This window comes from Streptosporangium sp. 'caverna' (assembly GCF_003203775.1).
GTDB classification, from domain to species: domain Bacteria; phylum Actinomycetota; class Actinomycetes; order Streptosporangiales; family Streptosporangiaceae; genus Streptosporangium; species Streptosporangium subroseum.
This window is the reverse complement of record NZ_CP029711.1, coordinates 10,872,292-10,887,354: the sequence shown is the minus strand read 5'-3', so window position 1 is coordinate 10,887,354 and position 15,063 is coordinate 10,872,292. Positions and strand designations below refer to the sequence as shown.

Sequence of the window (15,063 nt, the reverse complement as noted above, 5' to 3'; positions counted from 1 at the left end):
GCTCCCTAAACTGTTTATGGCCTAAGCGGTTAGCTTTAAGGTATATACAGTTAGAGGAGGGTGTCAACCGCTCCCCGCACGGCAGCGATCGACGAAAAGGACCGTCATGGCCAGAACCGACGCCACCCGCAGGAACAACGAGGCCGGCGGCACCAAGGAGAAGGTGCGCGACCTGCCCGCGAGCGTCGCGCTGCTGTGGGGCGAGCAGGAACAGCCCACCCGCGGTCCCAAGCCCAGCCTCAGCCCCCGCCGCATCGCCGAGACCGCGGTGACCCTCGCCGACGCCGAAGGCCTGGAGGCCGCCTCGATGAACAAGGTCGCCGCCGAGTTCGGCGTCTCGGCGATGGCCCTGTACCGCTACGTGCCCGGCAAGGCCGAACTCGTCGAGCTGATGGTCGAAGCCGTCCTGGCCGAGCGCCCCGACCTGTCGGCCGCCGGCCCCGGCTGGCGGCCCCGGCTCACCGAATGGGCCCACCGGTTGTGGGCCGTCTACCAGGCCCATCCCTGGCTGCTCGCAGCCACCGCGATGCGCCGCCAGGTCATGGGCCCGGCCCAGCTCGCCTGGCTGGACGCCGCGCTCGCCGCCCTGGAGCCGACCGGCCTGACGGCCGCCCAGCGCCACCAGGTCTTCCTCCTGAGCGTCGGACAGGTACGCAACCTCGCCCAGCAACTGGTTGATTTCGACGCCGACCACGACCGGGAATGGGGCCGCCTGACCGGCGAACTGCTCGACCGCCACGCCGACCGCTTCCCCGCCCTGACCAAGGCCATCGCCGAGGGCATGTTCGCGCCGGCGGCGATCGACCCGCTCGACTTCGGCCTTGCCCGCATCTTCGACGGCGTCCAGGTGCTCATCGACCACGCTGAAGGAGTTTCATCCTGAGACACCGGCGGGTCTCGGTGTGCCTCCGATTCCGAGCACGCCGAGCGTTCGGCTACTGGATGAGACGCTGGAGGCGATCGGCGAGTTTGAGCGTGCGCTACACGACCTTGGGCTGGTCGACCAAGGTGCCGGCGTTGTGGTAGAACAGCCGATTCTCGACGATCTTGCCGTCCTTGAGGGTGAATTGCTCGATGAACTGGGTCAGCTCTCCGGTCGCGACGTCCGTGATGCCGACGCACGCCGCGACGCGGTCGCCGTCGGCGATGGTGTAGTGCACCGTGATCTTGGAGACATCGAGGTAGTTCGGCAGGACCTGGGCGAGGCCGAGGAATTCGTCCTTGCCGTGGTAGGCCTTCCCGAAGGGAAGGAACGCCGGCTCGATGACCGCGACGTCGTCGGACAGGTAGGAGAAGACTCCCTCGACGTCGCCGTTGTTCGCCGCTGCGAACATGGCTTCGACGATCGCGCGGTTCTGCTCGGTCAGTGATGTAGCTGTGGACATGGCGTCTCTCCTCTGAGGCGAAGGCTCTCGTGCGTCGAGAGCCCCGTTGGGGTCCGGTGTTCGGGCTGGTTGCGGCACACTCGTCGATGCCGGTCTCAGCGGTCGATCGTGGACTCGTTGAAGTCGTCGTGTCGGGCGCCGGTGGCCGGCGTGAGGGTGTCGAGCCGCTGCAGCTGGCCGGCGGTCAGGGTGACGCCGTCGGCGGCGGTGTTCTCCTCGACGCGAGCGACCCGCCGGCTGCCGGGGATCGGGGCGATGTCCTCGCCCTGGGCCACCAGCCAGGCCAGCGCGATCTGTGCCGGGGCGGCACCGACCTCGGCCGCGATGTTGCGTACTTCCTCCACAAGCTGCAGGTTCTGGGAGAAGGCCTCTCCGATGAAGCGCGGATTGGTCTTGCGCCAGTCGCCGTCGGGGATCTCCTCCGGCGTGCGGATCTGGCCGGTCAGGAACCCGTGCCCGAGTGGCGCATAAGGGACGAGGCCGATGCCCAGCTCGCGCAGCAGGGGCAGCAGCTCGGTCTCGACGTCGCGGGTCCACAGGGAGTATTCGGTCTGCAACGCGGCAATCGGGTGCACGGCGTGGGCGCGGCGAATCGTGTCCGGCGAGGCCTCGGACAGGCCGATGTGCAGGACCTTGCCCTCGGCGACCAGCTCGGCCACGGTGCCGATGGTCTCCTCGATGGGGGTGTTCGGGTCGACCCGGTGCTGGTAGTAGAGGTCGATCCGGTCGGTGCGCAGGCGCTTCAGGGAGCCCTCGACGGCGGTGCGGATGTTGGCCGGACTGCTGTCGAACAGGCCGGTTCCATCCCCGGCATGGGACAGGATGCCGAACTTCGTGGCGAGGACGACCTGGTCGCGCCGGCCCTCCAGCGCCTGACCGACGATCTCCTCGCTGTGGTACGGACCGTAGCTTTCAGCGGTGTCGATGTGGGTGACGCCGAGGTCGAGAGCGCGATGGATGGCGCGGATGGATTCGGCGTCGTCCAGGCCGCCGCCGGACAGGAGGGTGCCGGCCATGGACATGGCGCCCAGACCGATCCGGGAAACCCGCAGGCTCCCCAGCATGGCGTGCTGCATCAGAGAACTCATTTCTCGTCGAGGGTGTCGAAGGAAGGTGCGTCAGAGGGAAACGGCTAAGGACGGCGTTCGCGGCATCCGGTCGTCGATCTCGATCTCGCCGACGTCCAGCCAACATCGGTTCACCACATCCCGACAGACCCTGCGAAAAGGGGTACTCACAGGGACCCCTTCCGGGGCGTGGGCCGGGCGTACCCTCGATCTCATGGACGAGAAGGAGGCCGCGCGGGCGGCGGTTCGCGAGTTCCTCACCACCCGCCGCGCCCGGGTCACCCCCACCGACGCCGGCCTTCCTCCTCAGGGCACCCGCCGTCGGGTGAAAGGCCTGCGCAGGGAGGAGGTCGCGTTGCTCGCCGGGGTCAGCCCGGAGTACTACGTGCGACTCGAACGCGGCCAGGCGACCGGGCCCTCCGCCGGAGTCGTCGGCGCCGTCGCCGACGTCCTGCGTCTGGACGATGACGAACGCGCTCACCTCGACCGGCTGCTCGCCGCCCTGACCCCCGCAGCCCGCAAACGCAACCGCGGCGCGGCGAAGAACCTGGTCACCCCCGGAATCCGGCTGCTGCTCGACTCGATGGACCACCTACCCGCGATGGTCTTCAACGGCCGGTTCGACATCCTCGCGGTCAACACACTGGGGCGCGCGCTCATCGCACCGATGTACGACCTGCCCGGACAGCCGAACAGCGCCCGCTTCCTGTTCCTCGACGAGCCCAGGGCCCGAGACCTGTTCCCCGAGTGGGACCGGATCACAGCCGACGTCGTGGCGATGCTGCGCATCGAGGCCGGCCGCCACCCCGACGACCCCGACCTGACCGAACTGATCGGACAACTCGCGACCCGCAGCACAGAATTCCGGACGCGCTGGGCGACCAACGACGTACGAATCCACCGAGTCGGCACGAAGACCTTCCGGCACCCCCTCATCGGCGAGGTCGCGCTGCCCTACGAGACCCTCCGCATCGACGCCGTCTCCAACCAGATACTCACCGTCTACGCCCCTCAGCCCGGCACCCCCGAAGCCGACGCGATCCGCCTCCTGGCCAGCTGGAACGCCGACGACCAACGGAACAACACCCCGACAGCGGGAACACGCGGCCACAACCCCGAAAACCAACCTGATCTTTAACCTGCGACCGGTCGGTATCGGCCCCGGCCGACCATGGGGACAGCCCTTGATTGATCATTCCTCTTGTCCGCGATTGTCGGGGCAGTGGAGGCGTTACGCGGGTGAGCGTGGATTATCGGTCGCTCCGACGGGTGTGATGAGCTTGCTCGGCGAGCGTTCCGGTCAGGTGCACAACCAGCAGTAGAGCTGCTGCCCATGTTCCTTCGCACGACGGGACAATCCGATGAGATCCTTGGCCGCGGGCATCAGATACTCCAGGTCGGTCGAGTTGAAGTGTGAGAACTGCTCGCTCTTCGCCCAGCGCTCCACCACCCTCGGCAGGCGCGCGTCGTCGGCGCCGGCGAGCAGGTCACGCACGTTCACCGACAACTCCTCGATACCCATGTCGCTGAGATAGGGCGAGTCCTCGGGCAGTGCGTCCCATTCCTCGTCGGTCTGCGGAGCCGGGTCGGGATACGAGGAGGGGTACAGGCTCACTGTGGTGTCCAGCCCTGTGGGCAGGTCGACGTCGCCGATGAGCGCCGCCAGCTCGCTCAGGGTTATCCACGGGTCGAGCCACTTGGTCTCCACGGCGTCGAACTCGGGCATGCCGTACTTAGGGTCGGCGATCACACGGGAGCGCTCCGGCTGGATGATCGCCGTCTCACGATCCGCGGCCCGGTAGTACTCATAGAAGCCCATGCGAGTGATCCTGGTCTGGTACGCGCAACAGGACAACTCACGTCAACGACGCCGTCGTATCCCTGGCGTCCTGTTTGCAAAGACACATGCCGACCTGCAGGGGAGCCCGGCGTTTCCCGTGAGTCCCCCTTGGTCATCCCTCTGACGGGCACGCAACGGGCACGGGATATGCCCCCTGGTGCTCGGTGGGCTGGGGCTGAGGAACGAAGTCCTGGACCGTCGATCGCCCCCGGCCCTGGACGAGATCGGCCACCGTCAGGCGATCGTGACAGTAGCACCGGCTCCGGTCGCATCTTCGATGTGAAAAAATTCCGACACATGATCTTGTGACAGGTTTTCTGTCCGATTCGAAACCGTTGTCGGAGAGCAGGACAGATGCGGGTATGGCGTTGGTGGGCGGCGGCTGCGTTGCTCGCACTCTTCCCCTCTGTCATGGCTTGGATCGGTAGTGAGCTCATCGCGAGTACCGGCCTCTTTTATTACGACATGCACGTCGTGGACGGGATCGGGATCTATCCCCTGGCGCAGGGCCTCGGTGTCGGCTATCTCGGCTCCGTGGGCATAGACGCCATGCAGGCGCTGTGGGACATCGAAGTGGTCATACTCGCTTTTGCTCTGCCTGTGCCTGTGATGGGTGTCGCGGCTCTGCTCCGGCGACGATGGCAGGACCGGATCATCTTGGTCATGGCTGTTGTGCTGGGCGTTCTTGCGGCGGTCAACGTCGCCGCCAACATTGTCGGCCCTTGGTCGGACCTGACCCAGTGCCCGCCGGCCGATTTCATCGACCTGCCTGAGGACTACTCCTGCTACAGGAACGGCACGGGCGTTGGCCTTCCGCCCTTCTTCTACGGCCCTGCGTATGCCTTCGCCGCCTACATTCTGGTCGCTCTTCGCCGTCGTGGATTCGCCGATGCATCTCACACGCCTGCGGGTCAGGACCCTGCTTCTGCCATCGCTTGACCGCTGAGCGTTCCGCGTGGAGATCGGCCGGCAGTGATGCGGACGCTCCTGTGCGGCGGTGTGTCGCAGTGGTCGGTGAGTTCCTTGGGTACGGCGGGTACGCGGTGCGGCTACGGCCCGGATCGCCGCCGGCCGCATGCCCCTGCCTTCCTCTCCAGACACCACGCGGCGATCTCGGCGCGCTTGGCCGGCTGGGCGGTCGTCCGAAGCCGCGTTCCGGCTGCCCCGAACTGGTGAAGGTCGATGTGGCAGGTGGAGGCCGGCAACGCCGGCCAGCCATCGGCCGTGAGAAGGCGGCGGTGCTCGGCGAACGTTCTCTTCTACAGAGCAGGAGCGCAGGAGCCGTCCACTATGTCTCGCTCCTGCCCTTCGGTGGGCGTAGCGGAAGCCCGCTGTATCACGCGCCACCTTCTGCATCATTCAGCGTGTGCAGGGCACAACTCTTCGCCTGCCTTTGGCACGTCGTTACCCTTGCTGAATGCCTTCCGAGGTAGAGCTCGAACTCTCGGCCGGCAAGTGGACCTGTCCACCGAATCGGGCGATCCGCTGCGGGAGGGGCTACGCGGGGGCTGGATCGTCCTTTGACAGGTGCAGGCCGAGCTGTGTGTACAGTTCCAATTGATCGAAGTACTCCCGGTGCGTGACGACCTTTCCATTCTCGACGAACGAGGCGCAGGTGCCGCGCAGAGTGATGCGACGGCCTGTCGCTTCCAGTTCCTGCCCGTCGGGCAGCAGAAACGGTCCGGTGTGCGTGCCGGTCCCCGTCCATTCGACCATCATGTGGTTGTCGGTGCCGGTGGCCCTGTACCACACCGTCAGGCAGAGATCCGGAAATCCCTTGAAGAATTGCTCAAAGAGCCACGCGATCTGTTCGCGCCCCTCTGCTACTCCTGCGGGAGAGACGAAGATGGCATCTTCGGTAAAGTAATCGAGCAGCCGATGCATGTCGTGGTCGTTGATCGCTTCTGCCAGCCCGGGCTTGAATTCGCATTTGTCGACCATGGCCGTGGCCCCTCCGCGGTCGGAACATCAACTCACGTATCACGCTACCCACGGGTAGGCCGACTGTGGACCACAAGGCCGTCGTGGACACACCAGGAAATACCTAGCAATCTCCCATTCGGGGCAAAGTCGCGTAGACCCCTTGCCGTGCCTGGAGAGGCTCGATGGCCGAGGTTACGGAGGACGAAAATCCAGGCCGGTTTTGTCGGCCAAGCGGTGATCAGGGCGGGTCGGCACCGCATGTGGTTGAGCCGGTTCTTACGGTCTTCCCGGGGAGACCGGTTCGCCGGCCAGGACCTGCTCGGCTCTGGCATGCATTCGGCGGCGTCCTTCTGGATCCCGCACCGAGTCGCATGCGGAGATCCACCAGCGGTGGACGAAGGCGTTCAGCGCACCGAGGTCCAAACTCACTCGAACCTCATCGAGCACTGCCTTGAGCCCCACGTCGAACGCTTCGCGATCCTGCGGCACGACCAGGACGGAGCGGATAGTCCGCAGGTTCTTCTCAGGCATCGGTGAGCTAGGGGCACGAAGTCCTGCGGTTGTGCAGTCATGCTGGAATCTCCTCCCCCTGCTCATGGAGCCTACAGACTTCCGATGGGATGACTCAGAGATCCAGTCACACGAGCACGCGGAAATGGGGCGATAGTGCTGCGGTGGCCGCGCAGTCAGGACGAGCCCAGATTCAACGGGCACGGGAGCGGAAGAAGGCCGGACGAAGATCGAATCCCAGGTTACGGCAACATGCCTGACCTGGGCTTCTGTCTACTTGATGACATCGACGTACATCAGGCCGGTGGTCGATTTGGTCGTCGTCATCGATCTCACCTCAATGGGTGGTTCGCAGCTCAACTGCGGTGTCAATGTAGATCCGGGGCAGTTGACGTCCAGTGAACGAGCGACCCACTCGTCATAAAGTGCGTCGGCCTAGCCTGCGAATATGCGATCAACGAAAAGCGAAGCCGCCAAGAAATGGGACCTGCGGGTCCACCTGCTGTTCTACGTCGTGGCCAACCTGGCCCAAGTCATCACGTGGTGGCTCTACACCCCGGAGCAGTTCTTCTGGCCCATGTGGTCGCTGGTCTTCTGGGGAATCGGAGCGGCTTTCCACGTCTGGACCGTCTATTCGCCGCCCAAATCGAGAGCCGTCCTCTGAACCGGATGTGCCTCACATTCCGACGTCCGGACCTGTGCGGTGGCCCGGATGCCCTGATCGCGCTTTTCCGCCCCGTGTCAGCTGATTCGTTCACCGCAAATCAAGTACGCGGCTCCACGCCGCCTCATCATCGACATCCGCGGATCGACGCCTTCATCACCACGAACGTGCCCGCCGATACCGGACGCTGACCTGATCCTGACCCAGGGAGATCGACCATGCTTGTTCTCGTCACGGGCACCGCGGGCCGCCTGGCCGGCCTGGGCCTGCTCCGAGACACGTAGCCGGCCCTTCATCCGGTTGCCATGCCGGTCTGTGTCTCGAGATCGGCCAGGAACCTCTCGGCGCGGCGGGCGAAGAGGTGGGCCCCCCGTTCGCCGGATCGGACCCGGGCTTCGTCGGCGGCGGCTCGTACGACGTCGACGGGTTCGCCACGGGCGTGCAGCAGGCGCGCGCGCAGCAACAGGAGAAGTCCTTCGGCATAGCGCTGGCCGTGGACCTTGATGGCTTGGTCGGCCCGGTCGAGGGCGGTCGCGGCCTTGTCGGGCATCTCGGCTGCCAGCCACATCTCGGCGATCAGTCCGTACCAGTAGGCGAGGCCCCATCTCGGCGGGTCGAGCAGGGTCGCGGCCAGGAGATGTTCGGCCTTGGCCGCGGTGCCGGCCGGGTCGTCGCCGGTGAGGGCACGGGCCCAGTACCAGTCCAGCCGTATATAGGCTTCCTGCGCGACGCCGGGAAGGTCGGCGCCGGCCGCGACCCACCGCTCGGTCGCGTGCATCGCCCAGGCCGTGTCACCGGCCATCGAGGCGGCCATGGTTTGGTAGCGGACCCAGCCCGACATCTCAAAGGGGTCTCCCTCGGCCTGGTACACCGTGGCGAGCAGGGACCGCCCCGTCTCGACATCGCCATGCAGCGTGGTGATCACGGCCAGATAACCGACCCACTCATCCTGGATCCGCCAACGCCCGAGGTCGTCGCGGCGTCGAACCGGGACGCCCCCGACCTGGCCGGCAAGGTGGTACAGGCTTTCCTGAGCCGGCCCCGGGTGCGGGTCGGCCGCGTTCGCGAGCAGCGAGGCAATGCCGTCCGCAGTGGTACGGCCTACCCAGCTGAAACACTGATACGCCGCGCCGATGTCGCCGATGTCCCATTGGTACAGGCCCCAGGCCTGCCGGCCGTACGCCTGGATGATCGGGTCCGCGGACGCCTGGCCTTGCTCATGCAGCCGGCGAGCCCACATCCCACGGTCTTTCTCGGTGGAGACATAGGCCCCGGTCATCCGAAAGAAGAGAAACTCGGCCTCGGCCGTCTCGCGGCCGAGTCTGCGGGCAAGATATGCGCCCCGTTCCAGCAGGTCGAACGTCGAGCCGCCCATTCCCGGGGGCTCTACGGCGAGGAGGTTGAGCAGCGACAGGACGGACAGTTCCAGCTCCAGCAGCCCTGCCGTCCGGGCGATCTGGACGGCCGATTCCAGGTGCCGATAGGCGGCTGCGAACGCGAGCTTGGTCGCCGCGCGGCGACCGGCGCGCGCCAGTGCCTTCGCGGTGCGAACCGGGTCGGCCAGGGGGCCGGCGCCGCGCAGGTGGTAGGCGAGGCGTTCGGCGACGGACTCGTCGTCCGCATGGATGTGTTCGAGGGCGTCGGCGACGCGTAGATGCAGTTGGACGGCCTGCTGCCGCGCGGTGGTCTCGGTGACCGACTCGCGGACCAGGTCGTGCGCGAAGTGCCAGGAGAACGGGTCATCCGGCTTGGTCTCCAGGAGACCGAGTGCTTGCAGCGGTTCGAGGCGTTCGAGGCAGTCCGCGATGTCGACACCGATCGCGCGGGCGAGCAGGTCGAGGTCCACGTCGCGGCCGATGACCGCGGCGACGCGCAACAGGCCGTGAGCGCTGTCGTCGAGACCGGTCATCCGATCGCGGACGACGTCTCGCACGGTCGCCGGAACCCCGGCCCGTACTGATGGGCCGCCGTCGCCGAGCGAGCCGCCGTCGCTGAGCAGCCGGGACAGCTCCTGGACGAAGAACGGATTGCCGGCGGTGCGGGCATGGATGCCGCGGGCGACCTCGGCACCGGGATCGTGGCCGGTTTCGCGGCGGATGAGCTCGGTCACGTCGGTCAAGTCGAGCGGGCCGAGCCGGATCCTGCGGTGGCCGGGCAGCCGGCTGGCCTCAGCCAGCACCCGCGACAGGCTGGAGCCGGGTGTGGGTGCGCGATCGCGCAGCGCACCGATGATCACCGTACCGGCGGGTAAGCGGCCCGCCAGGTGGCCGAACAGCTGGAGCGAGGTGGCGTCGGCCCACTGCAGGTCATCGAGGATCAGCAGCATGGGCCGTTGCGCCGAGGCCTGCCCGACGACGGTGACGACCTGCTCGAACATACGGAACTGCGCACCGCTGCCGGGAATCGCCGGCGCGGCTGCGTAGTCGTCTCGCGATTCGAGGAGACTGCCGAGCTCACTGGTCAGCCACTTCTCCCGCAACAGCGCGGGCAGGCTGTCGAGGATCGGACGGAGCGTCTGTTCCCAGGGCCACATCGACGGCGTTCCGTCGCCTTCCAGACACGAACCCCAGACGACCAGCGCGCCACGTCGGCTCGCTTCGGTGGCGATCTCCCGCACCAGGCGGGTCTTGCCCACGCCCGGCTCGCCTTCGACGATACGGAGCGCTGGGAGGCCGATGAATGCCATCTCGACGGATTGCCGCAGCAGGGCGAGTTCCTCGGCCCGGCCGACCAGCCCGGCTGCCGTTCGCACCGACGCGCCGTCACCCCCACCGTCCGTACGCGCCACGAGCGGCGACGCCGAGGGCTGCGACAGCACTCGCAGGTGTGCGGCTTGCAGCTCCGGGCCAGGATCGATACCGAGCTCGTCGGCAAGGTGGGCGCGGACCTCGCGGAACAACGACAGTGCCTCCGCCTGACGTCCCGCCGCCCCGAGGGTGGAGATGAGGCTGGCCTGGACGGGTTCGTGGAACGGCGCCATCGATGCGGCCAGCTGCAACGCCGGCAGCACCCCTGCCGGTCGGCCCAGCGACACCGCCAGTTCGGCCGCTTCGGTGCACGCGGCGTGGAACTCGTCGTCGATGGCGGCGAAGATCGGCAGCGCGGTTGACCTGTGCGTGAACCCGTCGCCCGCACGGCCCCGCCAGAGGCCGAGCGATTCGACATAGCGATCGAGCGCCATTTCAAGGCGTTGCTGTGCGAGGGCCTCCTTCGCCGTCTCGACGAGTTCCCGGAAGGTGACGAGATCCAGGGTGCCGGGGGCTGCGGTGAACAGGTAGGCGTTTCCACGGCGGTGCAGGTAGGAACCGTGTGTACGGGCGGGAACCGCGGGTTCGAGCAGTCGCCGCAACGCGCCGACGTATTTATGGATGACGTTGAGCGCACTGCTGGGGACCTCGTAGTCCCAGATCAGGTCCATCAGCTCGCTCGTGCTGACCGGCCTGCCCACCCGGGCCAGCAGCAAGGCCAGCAGATAAGCCTGTTGCCGGGGACCGGCATCCACTTCGACACCGTCGCGCCACACCCGCAACGGGCCGAGGACCTGGAGGTGTAAGAGAGTGCCACCGGCTGGCCGATCTTCGTTGCCCGGCCGGACGGGATGAACGGGCAGGGCCACGCCGACTCCCGGGTGATACGACAGATTGCCAGCTAACAAACCGTCAAAATCGCACCGTAGCAGTGCGAAACTTGCCAGGTCCACAGTCGATGTCGCTTGCGTCGTTTGATCGGCGGCGCGGTGATCCCGGCGCCCTGGCCGGCCGCGCTCGTCAAGGCCGAGATCCCTGGACGGAGGACCGTCGGACCTGGCCTTCCCCGACGAGGACCATCTCCACTCCGGTAGCGTTCGCGCCGAACCCGCCGCCGGAGCCCTCCCCCGCGTTCTCGCCGCCCTCCTGCTTGCCACCACCACCGCCGCCCGGCATCCCGGCCCTTGGACAACCGAACCTGCAGAAACCTGACCAGCGGGCAGGGCGCGTGGAGCGCCCGGTGTGTGGAGACGTGACGCGGGGTGTGGCTGCCTGTTATGCCGTGTTCCGGTGACACCCCTCGGCGGGTCGGCGGACCGGAGAGGTTCACATTCTTCGCGAGGTCCGTGGTGGGAGCCCGAAGGGTCCAGGAGACCAGCGTTCACAGCACTTCTGGGAAACGACCGCGTTCTTCGGTGGGGACGAGAGAGGTGAGGTGGGGTCGGACCGTACGGGCATGAACCGGACGGACCCGGTCAGCCACCACCGAGCCGGCGGGCATGCCTTGGTCTGCCGGTTCTGCATTCCGGTTACCCATTGACCGGCGTCGCGCGCGTTCGACATTCAACCCGCGCGACGGCTCGGACAACGGGAACGCTCATCTCGCTCATCTCGCTCGTCACGTTCGGACGTGCAGGGCCGCGTCTATCGACTCCGCGACCAGGGTGAGGGCCGCCACGCTGCCGGGCAGCACGCCGATCAGGGGGAAGAAGGCGTGCATCTGGCCGGCGGCGCGCTGGAGCCGGACGGGCACGCCCGCCTGGCGCAACCGCTCGGCGTAGGCTTCACCCTCCTCACTCAGCACGTCGTGCTCGGGGAGCACGAACACGGCGGGCGGCAACCCCGACAGGTCCGCGGCCCGCAAGGGAGAGGCGTCTGGGTCGGCGCGCTGGGTCGGGTCGGGCAAGTAGTGGTCCCAGAACCAGACCATCGCGTGCCGATCGAGCAGGAGCTGATTGGCCGGGTCGTGGTAGGAGGCTCTGTCCAGGTCGCAGTCGGTGGCCGGGTAGATGAGCACCTGCAGGTCGATGACCGGGCCGCCGTCGTCCTTGGCACGCCGGGCCACGACGGCCGACAGATTGCCGCCCGCGCTGTCGCCCGCCACGACGATCGGCTGTCCGGGCAGCGCGGCGGCGGCCCAGCACAGGGCGGCGTAGGCGTCGCGGGGCGCGGCCGGGAAGCGGTGTTCGGGGGCGAGGCGGTAGCCCACCAGGACGACGGTGCAATTCGTGCGCTCGGCCAGATGCCTGCCCACGGCGTCGACGTCGTCGATGCTGCCGACGGTCCAGCCGCCGCCGTGGTAGTACACGATCACGCCGCGCGAGGCCGTCGTCGGGGTCAGGACGCGGGCTGGGAACGAGGCGCCGTCCTCCGATTCGATGGTGACGTCCTCGGCGCGGGCCATAGGCGGTCCCTGGCCGGACAGGCTGTGCAGCTGCGCGTACATGGTGCGGGCCGCTGCCAGGGTCAACTCGTGCAGCGGGCTGCTGCCCGCCTCGCCCAGTTGCTTCAAGAACTGGGCCGTGGCTTCGTCCAGGGCCATGGGTGTCACCTCGCCGAAGAAGGGGGAACCTTTGACGGGCAATGTAGATCCCGGCTAATTGACGAGCACTGGACGACCCGATCCAGTCGTCATCAAGTGCCTCGATCTAGCCTGTGAGAATTGAGATCGGCGAAGAGCCACGGCGCCAAGAAAGTTGGGCGTGCAGGTTCATCTGTCGCCGATGGATTTCAGCCGCCGGCTCCATCGACGAGGGGCAACACTATGACCATCAAGCACACCGCATATGCGACGGTTGACGCGTCCAACCCGGAAATCGACCTGGAAAACTGGCTCTTCGGCCTCTCCGACGACGAATACCAGGCCTGTGCGCGAGGCCACCACGGTGCGGGCACATTTACCGATGAAAAAGGCCGCGGCATGGTCAACACCGAGTCGGTGGGCGGCAATCTCATCATCCAGCACTACCGGGTCGTGCGGGCGGAAAAGTCGTTCGTCGAAATGTACTCGGCCGCGAGCCGCATCTTCCTGTTCCATCTCGTCCCGGTGACTGGCGCGGTGCGATGGACGCTCACGACCACGCCGAAGTCCACGACGTCGTCCACGTTCGCGTGCTCCGTCGAGGTGATCCTGCCTCCCGTGCTAGCGGTCCTGGCGCGCACGATCGTGCTGGGCCTGTTCATCCGGCGGCACTGCGAAGAGGAGACCCCCAACTTCGCCGCCGACATCATGCGCAAGCACCGCAAGGTACAGATATCCGCCTGATCTAACTCGCCGACACAGTCGCGTGGAAGCTCAAAACGGCTCAAGAAATAACGAAGGTCCGATTTAGGATCATGTGCTGACATGGGCCTTCGCGCTTGGAACGGGTGACGGGAAGCGAATCCGCGCTGTCAGCCTGGGAAGTCTCCAACGCACTTGGCCCCTGAGCTACCGACGCCCACGCCGCACGCCCGGACGGCGGGCGGGTGGAGGGCCGTGCGACAGCACGCCACCCGCCGCCTTGATACCCATAAGAACAATTCGGCAATGACACCTAGGTGGTCCGCATAAGTGGTCTGTCGGTCAAGCGACGGGTGCCGCGTGGCTCACCAACAAGAGTCTGGTCGAGGCCGAGCAGGCCAACTGGTCGTTTGTCTAGGCTGGGCGAAGAGTTCGGCCATCGCGATTGCGGAGCTTGCTGGACGGCGAACAAATGATTTTACCGAATCAAAAATAATTCGCACTTGAGAGGAATCTTCGGCAATCTAGGGCGATGAGTGTTCCCGCGACCGGTATGCGCCTGCCCTGGCTTGCTGTGCCCGACAAGCTCCGTCAGGCCATCGAGACTCATCTGGGTGCGTCGGTGATCGGGGCGGTGACGCAGAGAGGTGGGTTTTCGCCGGGCGCTGCCGTGCGTCTGAGGTTAGCGGACGGGCGGCGGGCGTTTGCCAAGGCCGTCGGGCCGGAGCCGAACCCGCTCACCGCGGACATGTATCGGGCCGAAGCTCAGATCGCGGCCGCGCTTCCTGCGGACGTGCCTGCCCCGAAGCTGTTGGCATGGTTCGACGTCGATGGTTGGGTGGCACTGCTATTCGAGGATGTGGACGGTCAGCCGCCTGCCGACCCGTGGCGTCCTGACGAGCTCGATCGAGTACTGGCCGCTCTGGACCGATTGGTCAGCGCGCTGACCCCATCCCCGGTTGCCGCTCCGTCGGCAGAGGAGCGGCTTGGTGAGACGTTCCAAGACTGGCGGCGGCTGGTCGCGGCCCGGGACGCGGGCGAGGACGACTTGGTTGGGCTGGACCCGTGGGCTGTGCGTCATCTGGACGCGCTGGCCGATCTGGAGGTCGGCTGGTCAACAGCGGTCAAGGGGAACAGCTTGGTGCATGGCGATATGCGGGGGGACAATCTGCTGCTCACTCCCGATGAGGTGATAGTCGTTGACTGGCCGTCGGCGTTCGTTGGGGCGCCTTGGTTCGACCTGTTAGGCATGCTGCCCAGCGTGCGGATGCAGGGTGGTCCATCGTCGGAGGAGGTCTTCGTCGCTCATCCGGTCGGGCGGGCCGCTGACCCGGCTGCGGCGACCACGGTCCTGGCGGCACTGACCGGGTATTTCGTTCGGCAGTCCCGCCGGCCCGCCCCGCCGGGACTGCCTACGATTCGTGCCTTCCAGGGCGCTCAGGGTCGAGCGGCGCTGGAGTGGCTTCGTGAGCGCACGGCTTGGGTGTAAGGACTGCTCAGAAAACTGAGCCGATATGTCACTTCTAGTCCAGGAGCTCAGGCCGCCGTATGGTTAGGGCTCGACGGGCGGTCACGACCTTTGCCAGCCTGCGCCGGGGTGAGGCGACCACCCTACGCCGGTCGGACATTGACCTCATGGCTCGTACGGTCCGAGTTCGGGAACAGCTCCTCGAACTGGACGGAGGAGAGATGGTGCTCAGTCCG

The 15,063-nt window shown here is 66.6% G+C and carries 13 protein-coding genes; 6 read left to right on the top strand and 7 right to left on the bottom strand.

Translation table 11 applies throughout. The features are described 5' to 3' along the window. Positions 1 to 106: 106 nt before the first annotated feature. Positions 107 to 883: a TetR/AcrR family transcriptional regulator gene (locus DKM19_RS47075; protein WP_110705065.1), complete on the top strand. Its 777-nt coding sequence runs from the start codon at positions 107 to 109 to the stop codon at positions 881 to 883. 97 nt (positions 884 to 980) lie between these two features. Here DKM19_RS47075 and DKM19_RS47070 read toward each other — a convergent pair whose 3' ends face one another. After that, positions 981 to 1,385, bottom strand: coding sequence for a nuclear transport factor 2 family protein (locus tag DKM19_RS47070; protein WP_110705064.1), 405 nt, complete (start codon positions 1,383 to 1,385; stop codon positions 981 to 983). 95 nt (positions 1,386 to 1,480) lie between these two features. Continuing rightward, on the bottom strand, positions 1,481 to 2,461 hold the full coding sequence (locus DKM19_RS47065; RefSeq protein WP_110705063.1) for an aldo/keto reductase: 981 nt from the start codon (positions 2,459 to 2,461) through the stop codon (positions 1,481 to 1,483). A 205-nt stretch (positions 2,462 to 2,666) separates the two neighbouring features. Between DKM19_RS47065 and DKM19_RS47060 the strand changes: the two genes are divergently transcribed. Then, positions 2,667 to 3,590 carry a helix-turn-helix transcriptional regulator gene (locus tag DKM19_RS47060; protein WP_110705062.1) on the top strand — a complete coding sequence of 308 codons (924 nt, stop codon included), beginning with the start codon at positions 2,667 to 2,669 and terminating at the stop codon, positions 3,588 to 3,590. Positions 3,591 to 3,752: 162 nt separating this feature from the next. Here the strand turns inward: DKM19_RS47060 and DKM19_RS47055 are convergent, their stop codons facing one another. Continuing rightward, on the bottom strand, positions 3,753 to 4,271 hold the full coding sequence (locus tag DKM19_RS47055) for a hypothetical protein (protein WP_110705061.1): 519 nt from the start codon (positions 4,269 to 4,271) through the stop codon (positions 3,753 to 3,755). Between the two features lie 375 nt (positions 4,272 to 4,646). Between DKM19_RS47055 and DKM19_RS47050 the strand changes: the two genes are divergently transcribed. Further along, positions 4,647 to 5,231: a hypothetical protein gene (locus tag DKM19_RS47050; RefSeq protein WP_110705060.1), complete on the top strand. Its 585-nt coding sequence runs from the start codon at positions 4,647 to 4,649 to the stop codon at positions 5,229 to 5,231. A 558-nt stretch (positions 5,232 to 5,789) separates the two neighbouring features. Here DKM19_RS47050 and DKM19_RS47045 read toward each other — a convergent pair. After that, positions 5,790 to 6,233 (bottom strand): ester cyclase, encoded by a 444-nt coding sequence (locus tag DKM19_RS47045; protein WP_110705059.1) that lies wholly within the window; start codon positions 6,231 to 6,233, stop codon positions 5,790 to 5,792. A 258-nt stretch (positions 6,234 to 6,491) separates the two neighbouring features. Continuing rightward, entirely contained in the window at positions 6,492 to 6,746 is a 255-nt protein-coding gene (locus DKM19_RS52395; protein WP_239513976.1) for a DUF6247 family protein, read from the bottom strand. Between the two features lie 427 nt (positions 6,747 to 7,173). Here DKM19_RS52395 and DKM19_RS47035 point away from each other — a divergent pair, with 427 nt between their 5' ends. Continuing rightward, complete coding sequence (locus DKM19_RS47035; protein WP_110705058.1) at positions 7,174 to 7,389, top strand: 2TM domain-containing protein; 216 nt, start codon at positions 7,174 to 7,176, stop codon at positions 7,387 to 7,389. Positions 7,390 to 7,681: 292 nt separating this feature from the next. Here the strand turns inward: DKM19_RS47035 and DKM19_RS47030 are convergent, their stop codons facing one another. After that, positions 7,682 to 10,891: a BTAD domain-containing putative transcriptional regulator gene (locus DKM19_RS47030; protein ID WP_204358548.1), complete on the bottom strand. Its 3,210-nt coding sequence runs from the start codon at positions 10,889 to 10,891 to the stop codon at positions 7,682 to 7,684. Between the two features lie 863 nt (positions 10,892 to 11,754). Continuing rightward, positions 11,755 to 12,678, bottom strand: coding sequence for an alpha/beta hydrolase (locus DKM19_RS47025; protein ID WP_110706486.1), 924 nt, complete (start codon positions 12,676 to 12,678; stop codon positions 11,755 to 11,757). 222 nt (positions 12,679 to 12,900) lie between these two features. Between DKM19_RS47025 and DKM19_RS47020 the strand changes: the two genes are divergently transcribed. Together DKM19_RS47020 and DKM19_RS47015 are read left to right on the top strand one after the other, a co-directional pair. Further along, entirely contained in the window at positions 12,901 to 13,401 is a 501-nt protein-coding gene (locus tag DKM19_RS47020; protein ID WP_110705056.1) for a hypothetical protein, read from the top strand. Between the two features lie 490 nt (positions 13,402 to 13,891). Further along, positions 13,892 to 14,848 (top strand): phosphotransferase family protein, encoded by a 957-nt coding sequence (locus DKM19_RS47015; protein WP_110705055.1) that lies wholly within the window; start codon positions 13,892 to 13,894, stop codon positions 14,846 to 14,848. Positions 14,849 to 15,063: the final 215 nt, after the last annotated feature.

What these genes read in the sequence shown, in the direction of transcription:
- DKM19_RS47065 (WP_110705063.1), bottom strand. Translation starts at nt 2,461, where the DNA reads ATGCAGCACGCCATGCTGGGGAGCCTGCGGGTTTCCCGGATCGGTCTG.
- DKM19_RS47015 (WP_110705055.1), top strand. Translation starts at nt 13,892, where the DNA reads ATGAGTGTTCCCGCGACCGGTATGCGCCTGCCCTGGCTTGCTGTGCCC.
- DKM19_RS47020 (WP_110705056.1), top strand. Translation starts at nt 12,901, where the DNA reads ATGACCATCAAGCACACCGCATATGCGACGGTTGACGCGTCCAACCCG.
- DKM19_RS47055 (WP_110705061.1), bottom strand. Translation starts at nt 4,271, where the DNA reads ATGGGCTTCTATGAGTACTACCGGGCCGCGGATCGTGAGACGGCGATC.
- DKM19_RS47045 (WP_110705059.1), bottom strand. Translation starts at nt 6,233, where the DNA reads ATGGTCGACAAATGCGAATTCAAGCCCGGGCTGGCAGAAGCGATCAAC.
- DKM19_RS47025 (WP_110706486.1), bottom strand. Translation starts at nt 12,678, where the DNA reads ATGGCCCTGGACGAAGCCACGGCCCAGTTCTTGAAGCAACTGGGCGAG.
- DKM19_RS47070 (WP_110705064.1), bottom strand. Translation starts at nt 1,385, where the DNA reads ATGTCCACAGCTACATCACTGACCGAGCAGAACCGCGCGATCGTCGAA.
- DKM19_RS47075 (WP_110705065.1), top strand. Translation starts at nt 107, where the DNA reads ATGGCCAGAACCGACGCCACCCGCAGGAACAACGAGGCCGGCGGCACC.
- DKM19_RS47060 (WP_110705062.1), top strand. Translation starts at nt 2,667, where the DNA reads ATGGACGAGAAGGAGGCCGCGCGGGCGGCGGTTCGCGAGTTCCTCACC.
- DKM19_RS52395 (WP_239513976.1), bottom strand. Translation starts at nt 6,746, where the DNA reads ATGCCTGAGAAGAACCTGCGGACTATCCGCTCCGTCCTGGTCGTGCCG.
- DKM19_RS47050 (WP_110705060.1), top strand. Translation starts at nt 4,647, where the DNA reads ATGCGGGTATGGCGTTGGTGGGCGGCGGCTGCGTTGCTCGCACTCTTC.
- DKM19_RS47035 (WP_110705058.1), top strand. Translation starts at nt 7,174, where the DNA reads ATGCGATCAACGAAAAGCGAAGCCGCCAAGAAATGGGACCTGCGGGTC.